This is a genomic window from Ilumatobacter sp., assembly GCF_046290335.1.
GTDB lineage: Bacteria > Actinomycetota > Acidimicrobiia > Acidimicrobiales > Ilumatobacteraceae > Ilumatobacter_A.
Genome location: NZ_JBKAGH010000001.1, coordinates 58041 through 83210, shown reverse-complemented (window position 1 = coordinate 83210; position 25170 = coordinate 58041). Strand labels below are relative to the sequence as shown.

Annotated in this window: 21 protein-coding genes; 13 read left to right on the top strand and 8 right to left on the bottom strand. The window is 67.3% G+C overall.

The window, feature by feature from the left end; genetic code table 11:
• Positions 1-32: 32 nt before the first annotated feature.
• Entirely contained in the window at positions 33-938 is a 906-nt protein-coding gene (locus ACE37B_RS00325) for an SURF1 family protein (protein WP_409921293.1), read from the top strand.
• Here ACE37B_RS00325 and ACE37B_RS00320 read toward each other — a convergent pair.
• From ACE37B_RS00320 to ACE37B_RS00300, 5 genes are all read right to left on the bottom strand, one after another.
• On the bottom strand, positions 895-2121 hold the full coding sequence (locus ACE37B_RS00320) for a lycopene cyclase family protein (RefSeq protein WP_409921292.1): 1227 nt from the start codon (positions 2119-2121) through the stop codon (positions 895-897). The two genes, ACE37B_RS00325 and ACE37B_RS00320, sit on opposite strands and share 44 nt — an antisense overlap.
• Positions 2114-3448, bottom strand: coding sequence for a GMC family oxidoreductase (locus tag ACE37B_RS00315; RefSeq protein ID WP_409921291.1), 1335 nt, complete (start codon positions 3446-3448; stop codon positions 2114-2116). The genes ACE37B_RS00320 and ACE37B_RS00315 overlap by 8 nt, the downstream gene beginning before the upstream one ends.
• A 60-nt stretch (positions 3449-3508) precedes the next feature.
• Positions 3509-4315, bottom strand: coding sequence for an SDR family NAD(P)-dependent oxidoreductase (locus tag ACE37B_RS00310; RefSeq protein WP_409921290.1), 807 nt, complete (start codon positions 4313-4315; stop codon positions 3509-3511).
• A 21-nt stretch (positions 4316-4336) separates the two neighbouring features.
• On the bottom strand, positions 4337-5008 hold the full coding sequence (locus tag ACE37B_RS00305) for a histidine phosphatase family protein (protein ID WP_409921289.1): 672 nt from the start codon (positions 5006-5008) through the stop codon (positions 4337-4339).
• A 132-nt stretch (positions 5009-5140) separates the two neighbouring features.
• Entirely contained in the window at positions 5141-5530 is a 390-nt protein-coding gene (locus ACE37B_RS00300; protein WP_409921288.1) for a hypothetical protein, read from the bottom strand.
• Here ACE37B_RS00300 and ACE37B_RS00295 point away from each other — a divergent pair.
• The 9 genes from ACE37B_RS00295 to ACE37B_RS00255 all read left to right on the top strand — a co-directional run bounded on the left by ACE37B_RS00295 (position 5529) and on the right by ACE37B_RS00255 (position 17731).
• The gene (locus ACE37B_RS00295; RefSeq protein WP_409921287.1) at positions 5529-6524 is read left to right on the top strand and encodes a hypothetical protein; all 996 of its coding nucleotides are present in this window, start codon (positions 5529-5531) and stop codon (positions 6522-6524) included. The two genes, ACE37B_RS00300 and ACE37B_RS00295, sit on opposite strands and share 2 nt — an antisense overlap.
• 79 nt (positions 6525-6603) lie before the next feature.
• Positions 6604-9465 carry a phosphoribosylformylglycinamidine synthase subunit PurL gene (purL, locus tag ACE37B_RS00290; protein ID WP_409921286.1) on the top strand — a complete coding sequence of 954 codons (2862 nt, stop codon included), beginning with the start codon at positions 6604-6606 and terminating at the stop codon, positions 9463-9465.
• Positions 9462-10184 carry a phosphoribosylformylglycinamidine synthase subunit PurQ gene (locus ACE37B_RS00285; RefSeq protein ID WP_409921285.1) on the top strand — a complete coding sequence of 241 codons (723 nt, stop codon included), beginning with the start codon at positions 9462-9464 and terminating at the stop codon, positions 10182-10184. The genes purL and ACE37B_RS00285 overlap by 4 nt, the downstream gene beginning before the upstream one ends.
• Before the next feature lie 22 nt (positions 10185-10206).
• The gene (locus ACE37B_RS00280) at positions 10207-11169 is read left to right on the top strand and encodes a phosphoribosylaminoimidazolesuccinocarboxamide synthase (protein ID WP_409921284.1); all 963 of its coding nucleotides are present in this window, start codon (positions 10207-10209) and stop codon (positions 11167-11169) included.
• 38 nt (positions 11170-11207) lie between these two features.
• A complete protein-coding gene (gene purF / locus ACE37B_RS00275) occupies positions 11208-12638 on the top strand; it encodes an amidophosphoribosyltransferase (RefSeq protein ID WP_409922865.1) in 1431 nt (476 codons plus the stop codon).
• A 74-nt stretch (positions 12639-12712) separates the two neighbouring features.
• Positions 12713-14926 carry a phosphoribosylamine--glycine ligase gene (gene purD, locus ACE37B_RS00270; RefSeq protein WP_409921283.1) on the top strand — a complete coding sequence of 738 codons (2214 nt, stop codon included), beginning with the start codon at positions 12713-12715 and terminating at the stop codon, positions 14924-14926.
• A 51-nt stretch (positions 14927-14977) separates the two neighbouring features.
• Positions 14978-15613 carry a phosphoribosylglycinamide formyltransferase gene (gene purN, locus ACE37B_RS00265; protein ID WP_409921282.1) on the top strand — a complete coding sequence of 212 codons (636 nt, stop codon included), beginning with the start codon at positions 14978-14980 and terminating at the stop codon, positions 15611-15613.
• Positions 15610-17172, top strand: a complete 1563-nt coding sequence (guaB, locus tag ACE37B_RS00260; protein WP_409921281.1) for an IMP dehydrogenase — start codon at positions 15610-15612, stop codon at positions 17170-17172. The genes purN and guaB overlap by 4 nt, the downstream gene beginning before the upstream one ends.
• A 25-nt stretch (positions 17173-17197) precedes the next feature.
• On the top strand, positions 17198-17731 hold the full coding sequence (locus ACE37B_RS00255) for an adenylate kinase (protein WP_409921280.1): 534 nt from the start codon (positions 17198-17200) through the stop codon (positions 17729-17731).
• Here ACE37B_RS00255 and ACE37B_RS00250 read toward each other — a convergent pair whose 3' ends face one another.
• Positions 17732-18646: a hypothetical protein gene (locus ACE37B_RS00250; protein WP_409921279.1), complete on the bottom strand. Its 915-nt coding sequence runs from the start codon at positions 18644-18646 to the stop codon at positions 17732-17734.
• Positions 18647-18840: 194 nt separating this feature from the next.
• Between ACE37B_RS00250 and ACE37B_RS00245 the strand changes: the two genes are divergently transcribed.
• Together ACE37B_RS00245 and ACE37B_RS00240 are read left to right on the top strand one after the other, a co-directional pair.
• A complete protein-coding gene (locus ACE37B_RS00245; protein WP_409921278.1) occupies positions 18841-21180 on the top strand; it encodes a DUF4157 domain-containing protein in 2340 nt (779 codons plus the stop codon).
• A 9-nt stretch (positions 21181-21189) separates the two neighbouring features.
• Positions 21190-22155 (top strand): YbjN domain-containing protein, encoded by a 966-nt coding sequence (locus ACE37B_RS00240; protein ID WP_409921277.1) that lies wholly within the window; start codon positions 21190-21192, stop codon positions 22153-22155.
• Between the two features lie 7 nt (positions 22156-22162).
• Here the strand turns inward: ACE37B_RS00240 and ACE37B_RS00235 are convergent, their stop codons facing one another.
• Together ACE37B_RS00235 and ACE37B_RS00230 are read right to left on the bottom strand one after the other, a co-directional pair.
• Entirely contained in the window at positions 22163-23635 is a 1473-nt protein-coding gene (locus ACE37B_RS00235) for a VWA domain-containing protein (RefSeq protein WP_409921276.1), read from the bottom strand.
• 57 nt (positions 23636-23692) lie between these two features.
• Positions 23693-24610, bottom strand: a complete 918-nt coding sequence (locus ACE37B_RS00230; RefSeq protein ID WP_409921275.1) for an AAA family ATPase — start codon at positions 24608-24610, stop codon at positions 23693-23695.
• A gap of 322 nt (positions 24611-24932) precedes the next feature.
• Between ACE37B_RS00230 and ACE37B_RS00225 the strand changes: the two genes are divergently transcribed.
• A complete protein-coding gene (locus ACE37B_RS00225; RefSeq protein ID WP_409921274.1) occupies positions 24933-25154 on the top strand; it encodes a hypothetical protein in 222 nt (73 codons plus the stop codon).
• The last annotated feature ends 16 nt before the right edge of the window (positions 25155-25170 follow it).

The window sequence follows — 25170 nt, the reverse complement described above, 5'->3', positions numbered from 1 at the left end:
CCGGACGGTAGCCGTCGAGGGCCGATACCGTCATGGTCGAGATGTACCGGTTCCTGCTCCGACCGATCTGGCTGCTCTTCCACCTCGTCGTCGTGGGCGCGATCGTCGCCATGATCAATCTCGGGATCTGGCAACTCGATCGCCTCGACGAACGCCGGGCATTCAACAGCGAGGTCATCGAACGCTCCGAACGCGCACCACTGCCGATCGGTGACGTGCTCGACGATCTCGAGCGCGGCGAGCTCACACCCGAGACCGCAGAGTGGCTGCCCGTCTCGCTGGTCGGGACGTTTCTCGCCGACCAGGTCGTGGAGTTCAACCAGTCGCAGCGCGGCCGCGCCGGTGACAACGTGCTGGCGGGGCTCGTGCTCGCTGCCGACACCGAGACGGCACCCGAGACCGACACCGAGTCCGCACCCGACACCGAAACTTCGGCGACGACCGTGATCGTCAACCGTGGGTTCGTGCCGCTCGGTTTCGAGGTGTCACCCCCGCCGACGACTCCGGTCGCGGTCGTCGGCCTCGTCCGCGCCTCCGAGAACCGGTCGTTGGGTCAGTTGACCGACGAGGTCGACGGTCCACTGACCGAGATCCGACGAGTCGACCTTCCACTCCTCGCGCAGCAGTTCCCCGGCGAGGTCGCACCCGTCTACGTCCAACTCGTTCGCAGTGAACCAGCCGTCGGCGCCGGCGACCCCGAACCCATCGCCCGACCCGAACTCACCAGCGGACCTCATCTGTCGTACGCGATCCAGTGGTTCGTGTTCGCGTTGTGTGTCGCTATCGGATGGCTGCTCGCCGTTCGCCGGTCGATCTCGACTCGTCGTCGTGCCGCCGACACCAGCACCGACACCAGCACCGGCACCGGCACCGGCGACGAGGCGCACTCGAGCGCTACGAACGCACCAGCCGGACAAACGCCAGTGGGTTCTGGCTGACGAGGCGTCGGCGGAGCCGCCAAGGTGCTGCTCGGAACATCGACAGCATGATCGAGGCCGTCGCGGACGGCGGCGTGTCGATACGCAGGTAGGCCGCCCAACGCTCGACGGGTAGGTCGAAGAAGGCCGCGAAGAACGACCGCACGTCGTCGGGGTCGAGTTCGAGCAGCACGTCGAGGCCGTAGTCGTGCAGCACTCTCGTCTGCAGCGACGACCTCGGCCAGATCGCCTCCCAGATGGCCGGAACATCGACCACTCCTGCGGAATCCGAGACCTGCTCCGCGATCGCTGCCGCCACCCGGTCGGCGTGAGTCAGCGATGTGGCGATGGAATAGCCCGTCGCCGGATGGATCATCGACGCCGCGGCGCCGTAGCCGACGATCGAGTTGCTCCGGTCGGGCAATGGTCCGCCCATCGCGATGTCGACGGACTCGACGCGACGGGCCGATGACCGTAACGCAGCCTCGCTCAGACCGAGACGAGCCGCCAGGCGAGCAGCCAGACGTTCGGGGTCGACCGGCGGATGCGCGGCCAGCACCGTCTCTTCGACCAACCAGCCGTCGTGCACCGGCAACGCGTACGCGAACGTCGCAATCGTGCCGAGAGCGTCGTCGAGGTCCATGCTCGGCGTGCTGAAATCCATCAGAGTGACGCTGCCGAGCGGCCCGGCGGGCGGCTCCTCCACGACCACGCCGAACGCCGTCTGCCGCGCAACGTCCGAGATCGAGCGCAGCCGGTCGGATCGATTGACATGACCAGGCCAGCCGGTCGCATCGATCAGCACACGGCACGACCACGTGACACCGGCGCTCGTGACGACCTCGTGCCGCGACGACCCGGTACGCACGTCGACCACGCGTTCCACTCGGTGCTCGACGCCCGGACGGAGATCGTGGCGCAGTTGAACTCGGAGTTGCTCGTTGTCGATCACGCCATAGGGACGTTCCACGCGCCGTCGTCCGCCGACGTCGACCTCGACGGACTCGGCCCGGTGGAGCCACAGTCGCTGGGCGTCGAGCCACGGCACTGCCTCGACATCGTCCGCCCAGGTGCCGTACGTTGCGAACCAGTCGTCGTCGCCACCGATCAACACGACATCGACCCCGCACGACATCAGTCGCGCGGCGAGGGCAGATCCGGCGGGCCCGTCCCCCATCACGACGACGTCGGCGAACTCAGCCATCGTTCGACCGGATCCAACGGTCGACGAGCATCTCGGCCACGGCCATCGTCGGCAGATGTGTGTTGACGTTCGGGATCGAGGGGAACACCGACGCATCCGCGATCGTCACGCCGGACAGCCCGATCACCGCGCCGTTCGCATCGACGACACTGCCAGCGGCGCACGTCCCCGACGCATGGACGTAGTCAGCGCCGCGGCGGCGGAGCCAATCGTCGATGTCTGCGTCGGTGTCGAGCGCTGCAACCGTCGTCCCAACGTCGTCGATGAACGCCTCTCGGACGATGTCGTGCATCGGAGCGCTGGCGAGGAGGCGCAGCGCCTGACGTACGCCCTCTCGGAGGATGGCGACGTCGCGCTGGTCGCTGAGCAGGTCGAACTCGACGATCGGCGCGTCGAGCGGGTCGTTCGACGCGAGACGAACCCGGCCAGAGGCCGAGTGAGGGCGCATCAACGACACCATCAGCAGCCCGAGTCCTCGACGGTCCGTGCCGAGATGGTTCATCGGGAGGATCTGGATCGGATCACGATCGACGACCGTCGCCACCGCCAGGCCCATCTCGGCGCCGGGTTCGGCGAGCAGCAGCGAGATCGCTGCAGCAGCGTGATCCGCAAGCCCGAAGCCGGTGAGCGACGGGCACGACGAGGACCTCAGCAGGATCGTCGGCGTGTGGATCGCCCCTGCACAGAGCGCCACTCGATCCGCCTCGATCACCTGGCCGTCGGCCAGCCGGGCGCCGGTGACCACTCGGTCGTCGAGCAGTTCGAGCCGATCGACGACGGTGTCGCAGCGAAGTTCGAACCGGTCCGAGCCGAGTATCGGCCACAGGTACGCCTCGGCGGAGGTGACCCGTCGGCCGTCACGACGCGTGAGCGCGACCTTGGTGGCGTCGGATGAAGCGGCCATCAACGCACGGTCGACCGGCCCGAGTTCGGCGTCGTCGGCCTCAGCTGTCGGAACGAGCACCCGCGATTCGAAGTCCGCGAGCTCCGGCCAGTTCCAAGCCGCGTAGAGCTCGCGATCGCAATGCAGACCGACCATCGCGTTGACGGCACTCGAACCACCGACGCCACGGCCGCGCAGATACACGGTGCTCGCTCCGCCGGCGACGCGAGTCGCGAGCAGATCTCCGTGCACCCGGTCCGGTGTCATCGCCGCGAAACAGTCGTCGCCACTGATGCCAGCGGGCACCGCTCCCGGGGCGAGATCCGGGCCACTCTCGACCAAGACCACGCTGGCCCCGGCATCGACGAGCCGCCGGGCGACGACGCACCCCCCGGATCCGGCGCCGACGACGACCCAGCGCTGACCGGCGACCGGCGACGTCATCGGAGTTGCCAGACGCTCAGCGAAGCTGACGGTCGCTCCAAGCAAGTCACGGCGCACCGCTCACGAATCGGGTTGCGCTTCGGACCACCGCCGGGCGACGTCGGCGTACATCTGCGGTGACGGCAGCATCGTGAGCGAGGCCCCACCGTCGACGCACAGCGTCTGCCCGGTCACGTACGAACCCAGCTCCGAGCACAAGAAGAGCGCGGCGTTGGCAATGTCTTGCGGCGATCCCATCCGACCGAGCGGCGTCATCTCGGTCAGTGCTTGGATCGCCGGGCCGGACGAGAAGTGGCGAGCGGTCATCGGTGTCTCGATCAGCGATGCAGCCACGCAGTTGAAGCGAATTGCGGCGTCGCCGTACTCGACCGCCGCGATCTTGGTGGCGTACTCGAGTCCGGCCTTTGCGCTGGCGTAGGCCGCCAGACCGCGGGCCGGGTTCTGCGCGGTGAGCGAACTGATCGAGACGAACGACCCGCCTGCGCCGAGTCGGCGCATGGCGTTACCCGCGTGGCGCATGCACAACAGCGCGCCTCGGATCTGCACGTCGTGCATCGCGTCGAGTTTTTCCGGGGTGAGGTCGGCGAGCAACGTCGACTGTTCGAATCCGGCGCAGTTGACGAAGGCGTCGAGTCGGCCGGTCTCGTCGATCGAACGACGGACGATCGCTTGGATCTGCTCGTCGTCGGTGATGTCGCACTCGACTCCGATCCCACCGATGTCCGAGGCGACTGCGTCGACGGCGTCGGCGCGACGCCCGCCGATGACGACGCGCGCTCCCTGCGTTGCGAACGTTCGGCTGATCGCCTCCCCGAATCCGCTGTGGCCGCCGATCACGACGGCCGTCCGGCCCTGCAAGCTGATCATGAGACCAGCGTACGTCGCCCGTCAGACTCGGGTCGTGGCCGAGGGCAGACCATCGAGGTGAGCAGCGTCGTTGTAGCGGGCAAGGCGCCAGCGTCCGCGAGGAAGACTCTCGAACTCGGTGAGCGACGTGTTGAGCGTGTGCAACTCGAACCCTCCGGTGATCGGCTGGTCGAGGAGACGCCGGAACACCGCGTCGACGACGCCTCCATGGCACGCGACGACGACCGTCCGCCCGCGGTGCACGTCGAGGAGTTCGTCGAGCGCCCCACCCACGCGATCGTGGAACTGGGCGACGGTCTCTCCTCCGGGAAAGACCTCGGCGTGCGGGTCACCGACCCAGTCGGGCGTGCCGAACCGCTCGACGTACTCGTCGAACGTCATCCCGTCGATGTCGGGGCCGGGGTCATGCTCGCCGAAACCGACGAGACGATCGAACCGCTTGGCCGCGACTGCGACGCCGAGCGCGGGCTGCAGGATCTCGGCGGTTTCGATCGCGCGTGGGAAATCGCTGGACAGCAGCACGTCGACCGCGAGATCCGCATCGGCGAGCCGGTCACGCAGCCGCGCGGTCTGCAGCCGGCCGAGTTCACTCAGCCCAGAACACGTCCGACGGCCGCCGATCACACGGTTGACCGTCACCACCGACTCTCCGTGCCGAACGAAGATCAATCGGGTCGCTCGCCGCTCACTCATCGGGCCGAAGCGTAGGGCGACGGCGGTTCGAGGGCCGCGGCGTGCCGCCGATTCCTCAAGATCTCGTCTGACCCGACCGAAGACCTCATGTATGTCGAACCAGGTCGACACCATGAACGAGAGCGCAACGCATCAGGGCGCTGCGCATCGGGGCGCTGTCGATTTCGACGCGATCGATGCAGGCACACCGACCCCAGGCGGCGCCTTCGCACCTCCCGCCTGGCCCTCGCCTGTGGCGACGTCGGCGACCGTGCCGATGGCACCGCCGACGACGAACAGCTCCGATAATCCTTCCACCGAAGCGGTGGCCACCCGATCGAACGATCCGGACGTCCTGTCCTCCTCGTTCACGCCCATCCACATCGACGTGCCAGCGCCGCCGTCGGTCCCGGTGCCCGACTCCGAGCCCGCTTCGTCGACGCCTGCGCAACCGAGCGGGATCCAGCGCGGGCCTGCCGCCATCTTGGCGCCAGACCCGTCGATGCAGCCACTCGAGTTCTCCGGTCCGAACCTTCCGCCCATGACCGCTGCACCCGCGACGCGGCCACCGGCGACGTCGGCCCAGACGAACCCGCTGTTCGTGTTCGACGCCACGACTGCGACCGAGCCGAAGCGACGGCCTGCTCGCCGAGGACGAGTTCTGCGAACGGTCATCGTGGTGTCGATGCTGGGCGGCCTGGGCTACGCCGGCGCGGTCCATGGTCCGGAGCTCTACGACCAGTACGTCACCGACCAGTCTCCCGAGGAGCCCGCGGCGCCGCTCGCCTTTCCCGTGACTCGGGGCGAACCCGCTCCGATTCGAACCGCAACCTTCGTCGTCGATGGCCTGTACACCGATCCCGACGCCTCGTACACCGTGACCGTCGACTTCGAGACGCTGGTGTCCCAGGTCACGATCGACCGCCACGATGAACCGGATCTGGAGATCATGACGTTTCTCGATGACGCCGTCGTACGCCGCACCGACTCGGCGATCTGGTACCAGATCCAACGCGGAGCATTTCCACTCGATGACCAGTTGGAGTTGAGCGACTGGATCAGACGTGCCGACGACGTGATCCCGCGAGAGGTGCGCACTCGCGTCTCGATCGACGAGGCAACCGTCGCCGACATCAACGGCGTCAGCACGCGCCACCTCGTGCTCACGCTCGATCCCGCCATCCTCGACGAACGCAACTCGCCCATGCCGACGCTCGGCCCACTCGACGGCATCACCCTCGACGAGGGCGGCACCGACCCTGCGACGGGAGCGGTCGCCGGCACTCCAGCCGGCACTCCAGCCGCTGGTACGGCCACCGAGCCGGGTGCTGGCCCGACCGCATCGGGGACCACGATCGAGGTCGAAGTGTGGATCGATCGCGATGGGTTGATCCGGCGCAGTCACGGTCTGCCCATGTTGGGTGCCGAGACGATCACCGTGCTCGAGACCAGCGGTGATGCGTGGATTCCGGAGTACCCGGCGTCGGAGCAGATCGGGCCGATGACGGCAGCTGCGCTGATCGAACTCGGTCTCTGACCGGGCGACGACCACGATCGGTCGTGACAATTCATTCAAAAGCTGGCCGTTGGCCCGCGCGTTCCGTAGGGTCGCGGCGGTGTCCGAACGGCATCGCCTGACCATCCGCTCCATCGACCCAGACCCACGCGGCCGAACCGTCGTCGACGGCGTTGCGGCGCTCGGTCTCGATTCGGTCGGCGACGTTCACATCGCCGACGTCGTACACGTCGAGGGCCACCTCGATGCCGATGCACGACGAGCGTTGCATGGCATCCTGGTCGATCCACTGCTCCAGGTCGGTACCTGGGAGATCCCCGCCGGCCGAGGCGTCGAGATCTTGCTGCAACCCGGCGTCACCGACAGCGGTGCCGACGCCGTACGCCACGCGGCCCAGCAGCTGTCGATTCCCGTCGAGCACGCCGCATCCGGCACACGAGTCGAGTTCGACGACGACGCCGACCCGCACGCCGTCGAGACGATCGTCCAGCGGTTGCTCGCCAACCCGATCATCGAACGATGGTCGAACGAGCCGCTGACCCCGAGCCGACCAGACGGCACGGCGAGCACACTGCACGCAGCTGTCGTCCGCGTCCGCGGTCTCGACGGCGACGGGCTGTCGCGAGTCAACGACGAACGAGCGCTCTCGCTCGACCCGGCCGAACTCGAGGTGATCCGCGACCATTTCGAGGCGATCGGCCGGGATCCCACCGACGTCGAACTCGAGACGCTGGCGCAGACGTGGAGCGAACACTGCGCACACAAGTCGTTCCGAGCGTTGCTGCTGGCCGATGAGGACGGAGCGACCGTCGAGCGGACGCCACTACTCGCACAGCTCCGTGACTGCACCGAGTCGATCGACGCCCCGTTCGTCGTCTCGGCGTTCGTCGGCAACGCCGGTGTCGTCGAGTTCTCGAAGGGCACGACCATCGCCTTGAAAGCCGAGACGCACAATCATCCGTCGGCGGTCGAACCGTTCGGTGGGGCCAACACCGGCGTCGGCGGCGTGATTCGCGACGTGCTGGGCATCGCCCACCGACCGATCGCGGTCACCGACATCTTGTGCTTCGGACCGGCCGATCTGTCCATGGCCGACCTGCCACCCGGGGCGCTCCATCCACGCCGGATCCGCGACGGGGTGATCGACGGCGTGGCCGACTACGGCAACAAGATCGGACTGCCCACGGTCGCCGGCGCGATCCTCTACGACCCGGCGTACACGACCAACCCGCTGGTCTTCGCTGGCTGCATCGGCACCGCTCCGACCCGGCCGCTGCACGACGGACCGAACCCAGGCGATCGGATCATCGTCATCGGCGGAGCAACGGGGCGCGACGGGATCCGAGGCGCCACCTTCTCGTCGGCCACGATGAACGCGACGACGGGAGAGGTGGCCGGAGCGAGCGTTCAGATCGGCGACCCGATCGTCGAGAAGCTGGTGATCGATGCACTGATCGGCGCCGAAGACCTGTACTCGGCGATCACCGACTGCGGCGCAGGTGGCCTGTCGTCGGCGATCGGCGAGATGGCCGAGGGCGTCGGCGCGGAGGTCGACCTCGACACGGTTCCCCGCAAGTATCCCGGCCTCGAGCCGTGGGAGGTCTGGCTCTCCGAAGCCCAGGAGCGCATGGTCATCTCGGTCGCACCGAGGGCCGTGAGCGCGATCGCCCACCGTTGCGAGCGCGTCGGGGTCGGATGGGCCGACGTCGGATCGTTCACCGGTGACGGCGTGCTCACGGTTCGTTCCGGCGGGCAGGTCGTCGCCCAGCTCGACACCGAGTTCTTGCACGACGGTCGCCCGCAGCGCACGCTCCCGGCGACGATGCCGACCCCCAACCGCACACGGATCGTGGGCCGCCAGGTCGAGGACCCCGCCGAGACGATCCTCGCCCTCCTGCGCCATCCGAACATCGCCTCGAAGGCGGCGACGATCCACCGCTACGACCACGAAATCCTCGGGTCGACGGTCGTGCGACCGCTGGTCGGCGCAGCGGGTGACGGCCATGCCGACGGCGTGGTGCTCGCCCGGCCGTCCGATACGCACGGCATCGCCATCGGCATCGGCGTCAACCCGTGGTACGGCCTGCACGACCCCGAAGCGATGGCGTTCGCTGCCGTCGACGAGGCGATGCGCAACGTGGTCGCCGTCGGAGCCGACCCCGACCGCGTCGCGCTGCTCGACAACTTTTCGTGGGGCGACCCGCGACGGCCGACGACGATGGGCGAGCTCGCGGCAGCAGTCGACGGCTGCTGCGCTGCGGCGTTCACGTTCGCCGCGCCGTTCGTGTCCGGCAAGGACTCGCTGAACAACGAGTACATCGGCCGTGACGGCGAGCGGCACGCGGTGCCGCCGACGTTGGTGATCACCGCGGTCGGGCATGTTCCCGACGCCGATCGTTGCGTCACACCCGATCTCAAGGAGGCCGGCAACGCTGTGCTGCTGATCGGGTCGACCGAGACCGAGTTCGCCGGGTCGCACCTCGACCTCGTTCTCGGCCAGCCCGACGAAGTGGGCGTCGCTCCTGCTCCCGATCCTGATGCTCCGACGCACTACCGCCATCTCCACGCAGCGATCAGCGCCGGTCTCGTCGAGTCGTGCCACGACCTCAGCGAAGGGGGTCTCGCCGTCGCCATCGCCGAGATGTGCATCGGCGGTCGCCTCGGCGTGACCATCGACCGGCTCCCCCACGACGATCTCGCAACCGCCTTGTTCGCCGAGTCGATGGGACGCCTGCTGGTCGAAGTGCAACCCAAACACCTGCCGGCCTTCATGCGAGCGATGGACGACGACGTGCTGCGGCTCGGCGAAGTCTCGCTCGGCGGGCTCCTCACGTTGCCCGGCGTCGAACCCCTCTCGGTCGGCGACCTCGCCGACGCCTTCAACTCGGCCGCGCTCAACTCGGCCGCGCTCAACTCGGCCGCGCTCGACTCGGCCGCGCTCGACTCGGGAGGTCAGCTGTGACTCCGGTTCCTGCTCTCGTCATCGCTGGTCCGGGCACCAACCGCGATCGCGACGTCGCGGAGGCACTCGAGCTCGCAGGCGCAAAGGTCCGCATCGTGCTGGCGAGCGAATTGATCGAGACGCCGCGTTACCTCGACGAGGCACGCCTTGCCGTCGTGGCCGGCGGTTTCAGCTACGCGGACTCGCTCGGCGCCGGTCGCATGCTGGCGCTCGATCTCACGATCGGGCTCGGCGATCGTCTGCGGACCTTCATCGACGACGGTCGGCCGCTGATCGGCATCTGCAACGGCTTCCAGGTGCTGACGCGCACCGGGCTGCTCCCGGGCGCGCTCGGCCACAACGCGCAGGGGCGCTTCGACTGCCGGTGGGTCGTGCTCGATACGGCTCCTCGGTCGAACAGCGTGTGGACGGCAGGCCTCGATGCTCCGATCCACTGCCCCATCGCCCATGGCGAGGGTCGCTACGTCCATCCCGATCCGGCGTCGCTCGACACCGCCGGCCAGATAGCTCTTCGCTATCGCAGCACGAATCCCAACGGTTCGGTCGACGACATCGCCGGAGTGAGCGACGCGTCCGGCCTGGTGCTCGGCTTGATGCCACACCCCGAGAACCACATCGTGGCGCGTCAACATCCTCATCATCGTCGCGGCGGAGGCGGACCCGCCCACCTCGGGCTCCGAGTCTTCAGCAACGGCGTCGAACACGCCCGCACGAGCTGACCCGTATGAGAACGACACCGCGATGACGACACCGTTCACCGACATCGATCTGCCGCTCAGCGACCGACGCGACGGCAAGGTTCGGATCTCTTACTCGCTGGGCGGCGAACATTTCGGCCGTCGGGCGTTCATCACGACCGATCGGCTGTCCGCCTTCGACCGTGTCCTCGCCGGGGTCCCGTACAAAGGCCAGGTGCTGAACCAGCTCTCGGCGTGGTGGTTCGAGCAGACCGCCGACATCGTCGCCAATCACGTCGTGGCCATTCCCGACCCGAACGTGACCATCGCTCGCACCGCCACACCTCTGACCGTCGAGGTCGTCGTCCGCGGCCACATCACCGGCGTGACCGACACCGCCCTGTGGACGGCCTACGAACGCGGCGATCGAGTCGTGTACGGACATCGACTCCCCGACGGTCTCCGCAAGAACGATCGCCTCGCCGAGCCGATCGTCACCCCGACCACCAAGGGTTCGCACGGCGACCACGACGTGCCGATCACCTGCGCGCAGGTCGTCGACGACGGTCATGTCGACGCCGCGCTCTGGGAACGTGTTCACGAGACCGCGCTCGCCGTGTTTCGACGTGGCGTCGAGCTCGGCGAGCGAGCCGGACTGATCCTCGCCGACACGAAGTACGAGTTCGGCGTGGCCGACGACGGGGAGTTGCTGCTGATCGACGAGGTGCACACGCCCGACTCGTCACGCTGGTGGGTCGCCGAGTCGTACGGCGAGCGGCATGCGCTCGGCCAGGAGCCCGAAAGCCTCGACAAGGAGGTCGTGCGCCGAGCGCTCGCAGCGATCGACTTCCGAGGCGATGGTGACATCCCGACGCTGCCCGACGAGGTCTGGACCGCCACGACGGCCCGCTACGTTGATGCCTTCGAACGTCTCACCGGCACGACGTTCGAACCAGCGCCCTATCCCGTCGGCGACCGCGTGCGCGGCGCGCTCGCCCACCTCGAACCTGCAGGAGCCATCTCATGACTCGATTGACCCGATCGATCCCGGTTCGGACTGCGTCGCTGACCGGCGACGACGTCGCCCACGACGAATGCGGCGTGTTGGGGCTCTCCACCCCGCATGGGGAAGGCGTTGCCCAACTCGCGTTCTTCGGGCTGTTCGCCCTGCAGCATCGCGGCCAGGAGGCCGCGGGCATCGCGGTGTCCGACGGCAAACGAGCGCGGGTCCACAAAGAGGCCGGCCTCGTCGCCACCGTGTTCACGCCCGATGCGTTGGCCCCGCTGACCGGCTACCACGCGATCGGACACACTCGGTACTCGACGACCGGTTCGAACGCCGAGCGGAACATCCAACCGTTCCTGGTCGAGACGATGCACGGGCCGCTGTCGGTCGCCCACAACGGCAACCTCGTCAATGCCACCGCGTTGCGCGACGAGTTGCTCAGTCGAGGGTTCGGATTGACCGCGACCAGCGACACCGAGGTGTTCACCCTCATGCTCGCCGCAGCAGGCGGCCAGACCTGGCAGGAACGCATCGAGCGCACCCTCCCGGCCTGGAAAGGGGCGTTCTCTCTCGTCATCCTGGCCGCCGATCAGGTGATCGCTGTGCGCGATCCGTGGGGATTCCGCCCGTTGTCGGTCGGCCGACTGCCGCACGGCGGCCACGCGGTCGCCAGTGAGACGTGCGCTCTGTCGACGCTCGGCTGTGTCGACATCGAGGAAGTGGCGCCCGGCGAGATGGTCACGCTTCGCGGTGCCGAACTCGACCGCCAACAAGTGCTGGCCCCGCAGCGCCAAGGCGCCCGGTGCACGTTCGAGTTCGTGTACTTCTCGCGCCCCGACTCGGTCTGGGATGCGAAGAGCGTGCATCACGTTCGTCAGCGGCTCGGCGTCGAACTGGCCAAGGAGTCGCTGGTCGATGCCGACGTCGTGATCCCCGTCCCGGACTCCTCGATTCCAGCGGCGATCGGCTTCGCCGCCCAAAGCGGGCTTCCCTTCAACGACGGACTGATCAAGAATCGCTACATCGGGCGAACCTTCATCGAGCCCACGCAAGACATCCGCGAGCGCGGCGTCGCGCTGAAGTTCAACGCGCTCAGCGAGAACCTCGAAGGCAAGCGCGTGATCATGATCGACGACTCCCTCGTACGCGGGACCACGGCCGGACCGCTCGTCAAGCTCGTCCGCGATGCCGGGGCAGCCGAGGTACATCTGCGGATCACGTGCCCGCCGATCACCCACGCGTGTCACTTCGGGGTCGACATGGGACACGACGGCGACCTGATCGCAGCCCGACTGTCGATCGCCGAGATGGAACACCACATCGGTGCCGACAGCCTCGCATTCCTCTCGCTCGACGGGATGATGCGTGCCGTCGCCGACCGCGACTCCGGGCCCGACGACGGCTACTGCAACGCCTGTTTCACCGGCGACTATCCCATCGCGGTCGGCGACGCTCAAGCCAAGCTCGCCTTCGAAGGCGTCCTGTCGTGATCGTCGCGCTCACGGCGAACCCGCGGTCCCCTGATCATCCTGATCATCGCTGCGCCACGACGGGGCGCTGAGCGATGCGTGTGCTCGTCATCGGCAGCGGCGGCCGTGAACAGGCGATCGCCTGGGCGTGTCGCCGCCACGGTCACGACGTCCGCGTCCTCGACGAACTGGACGATGTCGGACCCGGCGACGTCGACCTCGTCATCCCCGGTCCGGAGGTGGCACTGGTGGCAGGAACGGCCGACGAGTGCGCTCGTCGCGGCATCGCCTGCTTCGGGCCGACGGCGGCACTCGCTCGTCTCGAAGCGTCGAAGGGCTACGCCCGCGATCTGGCCACCGAGCTACGCATCCCCGGGCCCGCCTATGCACGCTTCGACCCCGCCCGCGCCGAACGGGTCGTCGACGACGCGATCGCCTGGTGGAGCGAACTCGATCGGCCGATCGTGGTCAAGCTCGACGGGCTGGCCGGCGGTAAGGGCGTCGCGGTGCCGATCGACGACGCCGAGACGCGTGCTGCGATCCTGCACGCCGCGTCGACCGGGCCGTTCGTGCTCGAGGAACGCATCAGCGGACCGGAGTACTCGCTGCTCGCCCTGTGCGACGGCACCACGGCGATCGCCCTGCCGCTGGCGCAGGATCACAAGCGCATCGGCGAGGGCGACACCGGCCCCAACACCGGCGGCATGGGTGCCTACGCTCCGGCCCCGGTTCCGCACGACCCCGAGGCGCTGTTGGCCACGTTCGTGCAACCCGTGCTCGATCACTTCCGAGCGTCCGGCACCCCGTACGTCGGGGTGATCTTCGCCGGGCTGATGTCGACGGTCGATGGCCCGCGGCTGATCGAGTACAACGTCCGTTTCGGCGACCCGGAAGCACAGACCGTCCTGCCGCTGCTCGAAACCGATCTGGCGCAACTCGCGGCCGCCGCATGCCGCGGCTCGATCGGTGACGTCCCGCTGGCCATTCGCGCCCGCTCGGCGGTGACGGTGGTCGCCGCCGCTCCCGGTTACCCGACGGCTCCCGAGACCGGCGTGGAGATCCGCGACGCCATCGCGGATCCCGGCGCGCTCGACGACACGGCCATCCGATTCGACGCAGGAGTCCGTGATGGGCGCACGGCAGGCGGCCGTGTCCTCGCCGTCACCGGCATCGGACACGACCTCGCGGACGCGCGACGCGTCGCCTACGAGCGGATGGCCGCGATCTCGTTCCCCGGCATGCAGGTACGGCGCGACATCGCCTGGCGCGCACCTGGCGCTTCGTTCCGCTCGTACGCACAGGCAGGTGTCGACATCGACGAAGGAGCCCGTGCCGTCGCCGAGATGAAGGCCGCCGTCGAATCGACTCACGACGTCGGATCGGGACGCGGCGTACTGCACGGCGTTGGAAGCTTCGGCGGCGTGTTCTCGGCGAAAGCGATCACCGAGCTCGACGATCCCGTGCTCGTCGCGTCGACCGACGGCGTCGGGACGAAGGTGGAGCTGGCGGCTCGACTGGGTCGCGTCAGAGGCGTCGGTGCTGACATCGTCAACCATTGCATCGGCGACGTTCTCGTCCAGAACGCCCGGCCGCTCTTCTTTCTCGACTACATCGCCGCCAGCGTGCTCGACGCCGACATGGTCGCCGAGATCGTCACCGGCATGGCCGAGGCCTGTCGAGCAGCGAATTGCGCTGTGCTCGGCGGCGAAACGGCCGAGATGCCCGGGGTCTACCAGCCGGGAGCGTTCGACATCGCGGGCACGCTGATCGGTGTCGCCGAGAAGTCGACGCTGCTCCCCCGCGACGACGTCGCCGCCGGTGACGTCCTCATCGGCGTCGCATCATCGGGCCCCCACACCAACGGGTACTCACTGTTGCGCAAGGTGTTCGACTGGATTCCGATGGACGTCGTACCCGACGGCATGGACCGCCCGCTCGGCGACGCGCTCCTCGAACCACATCGCAACTACCTCGACCCGCTGCGCGCAGCGCTCGACGGCGGCGCTGTGAAGGCGCTCGCACAGATCACCGGCGGCGGGCTACCGGACAACTTGCCACGGGTGCTGCCCGATGGCGTCGGGGCAGAGATCGAACTGGGTTCGTGGCCCGTCCCTCCCCTGTTCCGGCTCGTGCGCGAGCTCACACCGCAGATGTCGACCGACGAGTTGTACCGCACGCTCAACATGGGCATCGGCATGGTCGTGGTGTGTGCTCCCGACGACGTCGACGAGGTCCGGACCACGATCCCCGAGACCACCTGGGTGATCGGCCGGCTCGTCGACGGCACCCGTGGGGTCACGCTGCTCTGACAGTTTGTTCACCGCAGCGACCGACTCAAATCACATCGGTAGCATTTCCGCATGGAGCGGTCGCGACTCGTCGTGCTGGTCTCGGGATCGGGATCGAATCTGCAAGCGATCCTCGACGCCACCGCTACCGGTGCGCTGCACGGTGACGTCGTCGCGGTCGTGTCCAACCGCACCGACGCATACGGGCTCGATCGGGCTCGTCGAGCGGGTGTCGACACTGTCGAGATCGAGCGGAGCGACGGGGAAGCCCGCCACGACTACGACGAACGACTCGCTCACGCGGTCGCCGGCTACGACCCCGACTGGGTGATCCTCGCAGGATGGATGCGCCTGCTCACGATGACGTTCCTCGCTCGGTTCCCCGACCGCGTCGTCAACCTGCATCCGGCACTGCCCGGCGACCTCCCCGGAACCCACGCGATCGAACGAGCGTGGGAGGAAGCCTGCGCCGGCCACCGCACCGAGAGCGGCGTGATGGTCCACCTCGTGCCGGACGAAGGCGTCGACGACGGACCGGTGCTCGCCACGTCGCGCGTCCCCATCGACACCTCTGGCACACTGGAGGCATTCGAGGCACGGATGCACGCCACCGAACACCGTCTCCTCGTCGACACGCTCACCCAGATCTGTACCCGCCAGCCGACTCCCACGCAGCCGGACCGTCTGCACTCGAAGGACATGCCATGACCAGCCCCGACACCATCGGCTCCAGCCCGAACCCGAACCCGAACCCGAACCCGAACCCGAACGATGGTCTCTTCGATCGCTTCGAGGCCTTGACCTTCGACGATGTCGTCGTGGTGCCCGGTTGGTCCGAGACCCTGCCCGACGCGGTCGACACCTCCGCGACGTTTGCCCGAGACATCGAACTGGCGGTCCCGCTGGTGTCGGCAGCGATGGACAAGGTCACCGAAGCGCGCATGGCCATCGCGATGGCGCGCCACGGCGGCATCGGGGTCATCCACCGCAACATGTCGATCGCTGATCAGGCGGCCGAGGTCCAGAAGGTGAAGCGATCGCAGTCGGGCATGATCACCGATCCGGTCACGCTGCCGCCGACCGCGCTGCTCCACGAAGCGGAAGCCCTGATGCACCGCTTCAAGTTCTCCGGGGTGCCGATCACCGACGTCGACGGTCGCCTCGTCGGCATTCTCACCAACCGTGACATCCGGTTCTGCGAGGGCGCCGACTTCGACCGGCCCGTCACCGAGTTCATGACTGCCGACCCACTCGTCACCGCCGAGGTCGGCACCTCGCTCGACGAGGCCAAGACCATCCTGCAGCGGCATCGGATCGAGAAGCTGCCGCTCGTCGACACGGCCGGGCGCCTCGCCGGGTTGATCACGGTGAAGGACATCCAGAAGCGACTCGACTTCCCCAACGCGACGCGCGACGGCAAGGGCCGACTGGTGTGTGCGGCGGCCGTGGGCGTCGGTGACGACCTCGAAGCGCGCGTCGCTGCGCTCGTCGAGATGGCGGTCGACGCCGTCTCGATCGACACCGCGCACGGCCATTCGGCCAACGTCGTCAAGGCGATCGAGCGGATCAAGGGGTCGTGGCCCGAACTCGCCGTCACCGCCGGCAACGTCGTCACCGAGGAAGGTGTCGAGGCCTTGGCCCACGCCGGAGCGGATGCCGTCAAGGTCGGCGTCGGCGCCGGATCGATCTGCACGACCCGCGTCGTGTCCGGCGCCGGCATGCCGCAACTCTCGGCGATCTGGCACACCACGCGGCGAGCCCAGCGGATCGGCGTGCCCGTCGTGGCCGACGGGGGCATCACGTTTTCCGGCGACATCGTCAAGGCGATCGCCGCCGGTGCCCAGACCGTGATGATCGGCTCGCTGCTCGCCGGCACCGAGGAATCGCCCGGGGAGATGGAGTTGATGGACGGCCGCCGGTACAAGAGCTACCGCGGGATGGGTTCGATGGGAGCGATGACCGGTGACAGCGCCGACCGCTACGCCACGGGGCAGTCGAGCAGCGGTCGCACCGACGTCGGAGCCGCGAGCAAGAAACTCGTGCCGGAAGGCATCGAAGGGCGTGTGCCCTACGCCGGACCGCTCGGCGACGTGCTGTACCAACTCGTCGGAGGCCTCCGCTCCGGAATGGGCTACGCGGGAGCGCCGACACTCGATGCGCTGCGCCGCGCCCGATTCATGCGCGTCACGACCGCCGGACGCGACGAGTCGCATCCGCACGACGTCACCGTTACCAAAGAGGCGCCGAACTACCAGCGCAACGCGTGAGCGTGACGATTTCTCGAGTTCGTTCGTGAGACGGATCGCCGTCGTCGGGCAGTCCGGCACCGGCAAGACGACCCTGGCTCGCCGTCTCGCCGATCGTCTCGACGCCGAGTCGATCGACCTCGACGCGCTGTACCACGGTCCGGGCTGGACACCGGCCCCCACGGCCGAGTTCCGCCAGCGTGTGCTCGCAGCTACGCAGTGCTCGTCGTGGGTCGTGTCCGGGAACTATCCGACGGTGTCCGATCTGGTCCAGGGACGCGCCGACACGATCGTCTGGCTCGACCTTGCCCGCTGGCGGACGCTTCCGCGCCGCAGCATCGTTCGAGCGCTCACGCGCCGAGAACTCTGGAACGGCAACCGCGAACGATGGCGTGACCTGCTGAGCAGAGATCCCGAACGCAATCCGATCGTCTGGTCGTGGCAGAGCCAGCCGAAACTCTGCGAGCGGTTCGAGACGTTCGCGGGCGGATCGTTCTGGGCGCGCGCCGACGTTCATCGGCTCCGGACACCTGGGCAGGTGCGAGCGTTCCTCGCCGGCGTGGACCGCGACGACCGCTGATCACGCCAGGCGCGACAACACCGCGTCCAACGAGGGAGGCGGATACGCCTCGATCCCGTCGCGTCCGAAGTAGGTCGGTACACAGTGGAGTTCGCCGTCCGACAACCAGTACAGATGCGGACTCACCGGCGCCGGCCCGAGCCGATACATCCGCCGGGTGATCGGAATCATCGCCTCGAGCGCGACGAACACGGCGTCGTCGACGATCGGGTGGACGATCAGGCTGTGCCCGTGCGGTACTGCCACCAGCGCGCCGTTGCGCAGGATCGGCCCGATCAGATCCTCCAACACGCCGATCAGGCTCGACGTGAACACACGTTCACCGAAGACGTGGATGACGTCCGCGCCACCGACATCGATGAGGTTGATCTCGTCGGGCTGCTCGAGCGACGTGGTCTGGGCCCAGGCGCTCTGCCAGGCTTCCTCGACGTCCCAGCCGAGGTCGTCGATCTCCTTCTCGGCAACCGACCGGATGCCCCCGGTCTGATCGACCGTGAGCAGTTGGGTGATTCCACTGGCGAACGGCCTCGCGCCGAGCGCGCCGAACACGGCGTGGTCCACCGGGTCGTCGGCGACGAGACGCACGCGCAGATCGAACATGGAGAACGACTCGTGCTCGATCTCGTCGAGCGCACTCAGACGAATGAACTGGTCCAGCACGCGATCGATGATGATGTCTCGCCATTCCTCGCGAGCTTCGAGGTGACACTGCTGCGCGATCGACAACAGGTCGACCTTCGAACCGTTCGAGAAGCGCACGTAGCCGGGCCCACAGGTGGTGCCGGGCTCGTCGAGTTCGGTCATCACGCCGTACACCTCGCAGTTGAACGACAGCCACTCATCGGCCGGCATGAAAGCGAACGCGTCGGGTCGGTCGGTGAGACCGGCCCCGTTCGGGGGTTCTGAGCAATCCATGGCCACCTCCTCGCGTGTTCGATGCGCTGCGTCGAAGCTGGCTCGGCGGCGACGTCAGCGGTGCTCGGGACGACTCGGTTCTCGAGTACGAACAGTTGTCGGCAGATCTGGACGTGTTCTTGAATCCTTGGCCGATCCGCCCGGGCCCGCGGTCACTGCGTCTAGGATCGACGCACCGAGACGGGAGGGTCGTCATGGTTGCACACGTTGCCGGCGTCGCCAGGAAGACGCAGGATCACGAGGACGAAGAAGCCGCCGGCTTCGGCGAGCGAGCGCGGGACGAACTCACCCCGCCGCCGCGGCCGTCGATCGGACGGGCCATCACCCAGGCGAAACTCGCCGTCGGACCGGTCGACGACCCGTACGAACGCGAAGCCGACCTGGTGGCCGACGCGGTCGTGCGCCGCTTCGCCGGGGCGGCGCCAGTGGACGCTGGTGACGCCGAGGCCGCGACCGTCGCGTCGGGCTCCGCTCCCACGTCGATCTCACGCGTGATGCGGTCGAGCAGTACGTCGTCGGCGGCGGGTGCCGCCGGTGGCGAACTCGAGCCGTCGATCGAGGGGCGCATCCAGCGAGCGTCCGGGGGCGGGCAGCCGCTCGACGAGTCGACCCGCGGACGATTCGAGTCGGCGATGGGCGCCGACTTCGGCGGGGTGAAGGTACACGCCAACAGCCAACTCGCTCCCGAGATCGGCGCCCACGCGTTCACCCACGGCAGCGACGTCCACTTCGCGCCCGGCGCATACGATCCCGGATCGACGGCGGGCCAACACCTGCTCGCCCACGAGCTCACCCACGTCGTGCAGCAGACCGGCACCGCGCAGCGCGTGCAGGCGAAGCTCTGGGACGCCAAGACGTTCAAGGAACGCACGGCCATCTCGTCGACCCTCGGGTTCTCCAATGCCTCGACGGCCCAAGACGTCATCTTGTCCCTGCTCGCCGACTACGAGAAGTTCATCGCCAAGGGCTTCAGTTCGTCGGATCCCGCGCAGGCCGCGAACGCGGTCAGCCAGATCCGGGCGATGCAGGACGTCGCACAACGCTGGATCAAGAATCGTGGCGAGATCTACGAGGACTCGACGAACTTCACGCTGGCGACGCTCGATCAGGCCAAGGAGACATACGCCGAAGCTCAGGGTGGTCCAGCGGCATCCGAACGTCAGCCGACCGCCCAGAACCCGAAGGCCGAGCGCATGCGCGGGCTGCAAGCGTTCATCCAACTCTGCGATTCCGAGATCGCGCTGCTGTCGTCGTCGCTGAGCGACGACGCACTCGACGGGGCCGCGATCGACACCACCAACAAGAAGTACCGGAAGGCCGTCAAGCGCTACCCCGACTGCAACGACGCGACGAGCCTGTTCGGCAAGATCGGCGAGCTGGCCGAGATGACCGTGGGCGCGCCCGGATCCTCCGCGTCGCTCGAGATCGAAGGATCGATCCCGGTACAGCCGGGTGTGTACGTGACCATCGGCATCGGCGGGTCGGCCGAGAAGGACACCGGCGGCACGGTCAAGTTGCGGGGGGACGTGAAGGTCGGCGTCAAAGGCTCGATCGCCGGTGCCGCGGAGCTGTCGGCGAGTCTCGGCGGCTACATCGAGGCGCAGGGCAAGTCGGGAACGCTGGCGGCCACGTTGATGAGCTACGCGCTCTACCGGCGCGGCCGCGAGGGTTCTGCCCCGACCGAAGTGATCAGCATGCTGTGGGGCGGCACGACCGGCAAGGCAGGCCTCGCTCGGTCCGAAGCCTGGTCTCGCCAGCTCGAAGAACAGGTCTGGGGTGAAGGCGCAGACGGCGCCGACGATGCCTACGTCGAGAGCGGAGCGACCGGTGCCGTCGGTGCGAGCTTCGGTGACGAAGACGCTGTCAGCGGTGAGTTGTCGGGCGGCGCATTCACCGGTCGGCGAGTCGACAAACAGTCGCTCATGGAACGCAAGGGTGGCGCCGGGGCACAGAACGTGCGCAGCGACTCGATCTTCAACGCCGGCGAACGTCAGAAGCGCGTGGGCTCCGAAGTCATGGGCTGGAACGTCGGTGGGAAGGTCGCAGCCTTCGGTTTTTCACTCGAACTCGGCGTGTCGCGCACGGGTCGCACCATCGGCGGCGGGGCGAGCGGCATCACCAAGACCACGGAGTGGGAGGACATCGAGGTCAGCGTGAACGGCGCCGGGCCGATGCCACCGGCACTCGACCTGGGTGCGACGGTCTGGAAACTTGCCGAGAAGATCGTTCGCAAGGCCGAGGAGGCCGCCGCCAAGCAAGGCGACAGCGACACGGCCGGTACACAAGCGTTGCTGACCGGGTTGGCCAAGATGTCACCGAAGCTGTTCACGCCGAAGACCGACATCCCGGCCTCGACCAATCTCACGATCGGTTTCAAGATCTCCGGCTCCGATTGGGAAGTCACCGTCGGTACCGAAAAGACCAACGAGATCAAGCTTCCCGACATCCTCAAGGTCGAACTCAAGCGGACGCAGACGTTCTTCAGCATCACCTCCAAGGGCGGTGCCATCACGACCTGGTACCTGGGCAAGTAGGCCGACGCCGTGTTCGAACCGATCGAGCTTCCGCTGCACCTACCGATCGGTGCACCGTTCCCGGTCAGCGTCATCGACGCCGAGCCGGCGTTGTCCCGCTACACGATCCGGGTGCGCCTCTCCTCCGAGCAGTGGGCGACCGTCGACGGTCTCGAGTTGTTCAACCTGATGCCCGAGACTCGCCACCCCGGACACGTCGGGGGCACCGACGGTGTCGAGGTCGAACTGCGTCTCGCCGACGAACTCGTCCGCGACGTCATCACTGCGATCGCCGGCATGGACCCGGCCGACTCGGTCGCCGAAGTCGCTGCGCTCGATCCGACGTCGCCGGTGTTCTCCACCGAGAGTTGGTTCGCGACGACGGTGACGGAGCCGGTCGCGCTCCCAGCTGATCTCGCCGGCCAGGGGGAACTTCGCGAAGGCTTCTCGACCACCTGGAACGATGCCGAAACCGTCACCTTGCCGAAGCCGGAGATCACCGAGACGAGCACCGCCCCCATCGATCCGCAGCTCGAACCGTGGCCGCCGCTGCTCGGCGCCATCCGGACGTATCTCGAGGAGCGCGACGTGCCATACACGCGTCACGCCGGCGCCGACATGGTGTCAGCCGAGGTCGGTGGCGACAACGGCGAGTGGTCGCTGTGGCTGCACACCCGTGAGCGCAGCCGCCAGATCGTCGCCTATTCGATCCCACCAGTCGACATCGCCGACGACCGTTTGGGGGACGTCGCCGAACTCGCCACGCGCCTCAACGCGAAGATGTTCACGGGCGCGTTCGAGGTCGATCTCGACACCGGCGGATTCAGGGTTCGCACCTCACTGAGCCTTGGGGGCGTCGCACTCGACACGAGCCTGCTCGACGGGCTGATCGAGCCCAACGTGATGGCGATCGACGCGGCACTCGCTGCCGTCGACGCCGTGCTGTCCGGCGTTGCGCCACTCGACGCGGTGCGCATGCACCCGCCCGTCACCTGAGCCGAGCTCAGGCGAGCAGGTCGACGAACGCTTCGAGTTGACGGAGGTTGCGACACTCGTAGACACCGTCGGTGAAGGTGCCGTACTCCCCCACGATCGAATCGCCGGTGTTCCAGTAGCTCTTCGGCTCTGGGTTCAGCCAGTAGACGTGACGCGCTTTCTGCTGGATCTCCTTGACGACCCAGCTCTGGCTCGCGTGATAGTTGTTGCGAGCGTCACCGAGCAGCAGCACCGTCGACTTCGGGTTGATGTCCTTGCCGTAGCGCTGCCAGAACACCTCGAACGCATGGCCGTAGTCGGAGTGACCATCGACCCAGACCACATCGGCTTCGGTGTTGACGCGATGAATCGCCTCCGCGATGTCCTCGGTCGACCGGAAGTAGTCCGTCACCTCGTCGATGCCGTCGATGAAGACGAACGAACGGACCTTGCTGAACTGGTTCTGGATCGCGTAGACCAACATCAGCGTGAAGCGAGCGAATGCAGCGACCGAACCGGAGATGTCGGCAACGACGATCAACTCGGGCTTCGACGGACGCGGGTACTTGAACTTCGGCTCGGCCGGGACGCCGCCATAGCTGAGCGAGTGACGCACCGTGCTGCGGAAGTCGAGCGGGCCCTTGCGGCCGTGGCGGCGCTTGCGGGCGAGCCGGGCAGCGAGCTTGCGGGTGAGCGGATAGAGCGACTTCTTGAGCGCCACCATCTCCTCGCGTGACGCGTGCATGAACTCGACGTCCTCGGGCAACGGCTTGCGGAGGGTCTTCGCCATGGCCTCGGCGCCGCGATCGGCAACCAGGCGCCGACGTATCTCGGCTTCGATCTCGCCCTTGAACTTCTCGATGCGGTCGCTGTACTCCTCTTTCTCGAGACGCTCTTCGAGCGGCGTCATCTCGGAGTCCATCTGCTCGCGCGACGCCTCCATCATCTTCTCGAGCATGTTGTCGAGATCGAGATTCCGCAGCGTCCGGTACAGGTAGTACGTGCCGCCGACCGGCCGGCCCGGCTCCATCCCGGCGAAGCGTTGTACCGACTGCTTCGCCATGGCGCGCATCATTCCCTGATCACCGTTCATCAATGCCTGCATCAGCATCTGGGCGATCTCTTCGGGCGTCAGGGAGTCCATGCCCCCTTGCCCCTTGCCTTCCCCCTGCTGCTGGAGCTCTTGCATCTCCCGCCAGAGTTCGTCGATGTCGGTGTCGTCGCCACCTTCGGCGATGCGGTACTCGGGTCCGCGGAGTGAGAAGTAGACCTCGAAGACCGTCTCGAAACTGCGCCAGTGCGCGTGGTTCTTGATGAGCGTCGCGCCGAGCGCGTACTTGAACGCCTCTCGGTCTTCGAGTGGGATGTGCTGCACGGCCTGCATCGCGTCGAGGTTCTCCGTCAACGACACGGGAAGCCCGGCGTTGCGGAGTTCGACGACGAACCCGTTGAGCAGGTCGAGCATGCCACCTGACGAGCGTGGTGCTGCAGTGTCGGTCATGTCATCGGCCTTTCGATTCGAGGTGGCTCGGCGCAGGGTGACGCCGCGCTGCGACGATCACTCGTCGACCGACAGTTCCTTCGCGGCCTTGGCGATGTCGGTCTGGTACTTGAGCAGGATGTTCAACGTGTCCTTCGCCGTCTGCTCGTCGATCGTGTCGATGTTGAGCAGCATCAGCGTCCGAGCCCAGTCGAGCGTCTCGGACACGCTCGGCGACTTCTTGAGATCGAGTTGGCGGATCGACCGCACGATGCGCGTCACCTGGTCGGCGAGGCTCTCGGAGATGCCGGGCGTCTTGGCCAGCACGATCTGCTTTTCGCGCTCGAGCTGCGGGTAGTCGACGTGCAGGTACAGACAGCGACGCTTGAGCGCCTCCGACAGTTCACGCGTGTTGTTCGACGTGAGGAAGACCAGCGGGATCTGCTTGGCCGAGATCGTGCCGAGTTCGGGGATCGACACCTGGTAATCCGACAGGATCTCGAGCAACAGCGCTTCGGTCTCGACTTCGACTCGGTCGACCTCGTCGATCAGCAGTACGACCGGCTCGTCAGAGGTGATCGCCTCGAGCAATGGTCGGGTCAGCAAGAACTCGTCGGAGAAGATGTCGTTCTTGATGTCGGTCCAGTCCTCGGAGCTCTCGTCGGCTCCCTTCTCGGTCTGGATGCGCAGCAGCTGCTTCTTGTAGTTCCACTCGTAGAGCGCTTTGCTCTCGTCGAGTCCCTCGTAGCACTGCAGGCGGATCAACTTGGCTCCGGTGATCTCGGCGATCGACTTGGCGAGCTGCGTCTTGCCCGTCCCGGCGGGCCCTTCGACGAGAATCGGCTTCTGCAACCGGTCGGCGAGATACGCGATGCCAGCGATGCCGTCGTCGGCGAGGTACTGCACGTCACGCAGAGCGTCACGAACCTGCTGCACACTCTCGAAGCGCGGCTCGGCATCCCAGGGCGAGATCGGTGCGTCAGGAGTCGTCGTCATATGGCTGCGAACTTACCGCTCGGTACGCGGAACCAGGGAATCGGATCATGTGACGGTCGCCGGTCGACACGACATGACGACCGTCGACACACGAACGTCTGCGTTTCGGAGATGAGCGAGAACCTGCAGAACTTCGTCAAGGGCGCGTCCATGTTGCGCAGCGACGCCGTGCGAGTGCCCGCCGGTGGGTGGGACCAGGAGTCGTGTTGCGGGGGCGGACGGCCAAGCATGTCGCCGGCCACCAAGCATGTCGTCGGCCACATCGTGTGGGGTCTCGACACCGTCGCATTCGGGGAGGTCACTCGACGCGTCCGTCGGGATCATGGCCAACGACGCCGTCACGCACGCATGGGACATCGCGGACGCGACCGGGATCGACCACGGCATCGACGAAGCATCGGCCTCCGCCGCACTCGTGTCGATGCAGCCGATGGAGGCAATGCTGCGCGCGCCGGGTCGTTTCGCCTCGGCACGTCCGACCGACGCAGCGAGTGCCGTCGACCGCTTCATCGCCTTCGCCGGGCGAACCAGCGCCCGAGACTGACGCCGACGACCGGCTC

Coding starts and splice junctions, on each gene's coding strand:
- ACE37B_RS00325 (WP_409921293.1), top strand. CDS start 33: ATGGTCGAGATGTACCGGTTCCTGCTCCGACCGATCTGGCTGCTCTTC.
- ACE37B_RS00320 (WP_409921292.1), bottom strand. CDS start 2,121: ATGGCTGAGTTCGCCGACGTCGTCGTGATGGGGGACGGGCCCGCCGGA.
- ACE37B_RS00315 (WP_409921291.1), bottom strand. CDS start 3,448: ATGACGTCGCCGGTCGCCGGTCAGCGCTGGGTCGTCGTCGGCGCCGGA.
- ACE37B_RS00310 (WP_409921290.1), bottom strand. CDS start 4,315: ATGATCAGCTTGCAGGGCCGGACGGCCGTCGTGATCGGCGGCCACAGC.
- ACE37B_RS00305 (WP_409921289.1), bottom strand. CDS start 5,008: ATGAGTGAGCGGCGAGCGACCCGATTGATCTTCGTTCGGCACGGAGAG.
- ACE37B_RS00295 (WP_409921287.1), top strand. CDS start 5,529: ATGACCGCTGCACCCGCGACGCGGCCACCGGCGACGTCGGCCCAGACG.
- ACE37B_RS00300 (WP_409921288.1), bottom strand. CDS start 5,530: ATGGGCGGAAGGTTCGGACCGGAGAACTCGAGTGGCTGCATCGACGGG.
- ACE37B_RS00280 (WP_409921284.1), top strand. CDS start 10,207: ATGACGACACCGTTCACCGACATCGATCTGCCGCTCAGCGACCGACGC.
- purD (WP_409921283.1), top strand. CDS start 12,713: ATGCGTGTGCTCGTCATCGGCAGCGGCGGCCGTGAACAGGCGATCGCC.
- purN (WP_409921282.1), top strand. CDS start 14,978: ATGGAGCGGTCGCGACTCGTCGTGCTGGTCTCGGGATCGGGATCGAAT.
- guaB (WP_409921281.1), top strand. CDS start 15,610: ATGACCAGCCCCGACACCATCGGCTCCAGCCCGAACCCGAACCCGAAC.
- ACE37B_RS00250 (WP_409921279.1), bottom strand. CDS start 18,646: ATGGATTGCTCAGAACCCCCGAACGGGGCCGGTCTCACCGACCGACCC.
- ACE37B_RS00245 (WP_409921278.1), top strand. CDS start 18,841: ATGGTTGCACACGTTGCCGGCGTCGCCAGGAAGACGCAGGATCACGAG.
- ACE37B_RS00235 (WP_409921276.1), bottom strand. CDS start 23,635: ATGACCGACACTGCAGCACCACGCTCGTCAGGTGGCATGCTCGACCTG.
- ACE37B_RS00230 (WP_409921275.1), bottom strand. CDS start 24,610: ATGACGACGACTCCTGACGCACCGATCTCGCCCTGGGATGCCGAGCCG.
- ACE37B_RS00225 (WP_409921274.1), top strand. CDS start 24,933: ATGGCCAACGACGCCGTCACGCACGCATGGGACATCGCGGACGCGACC.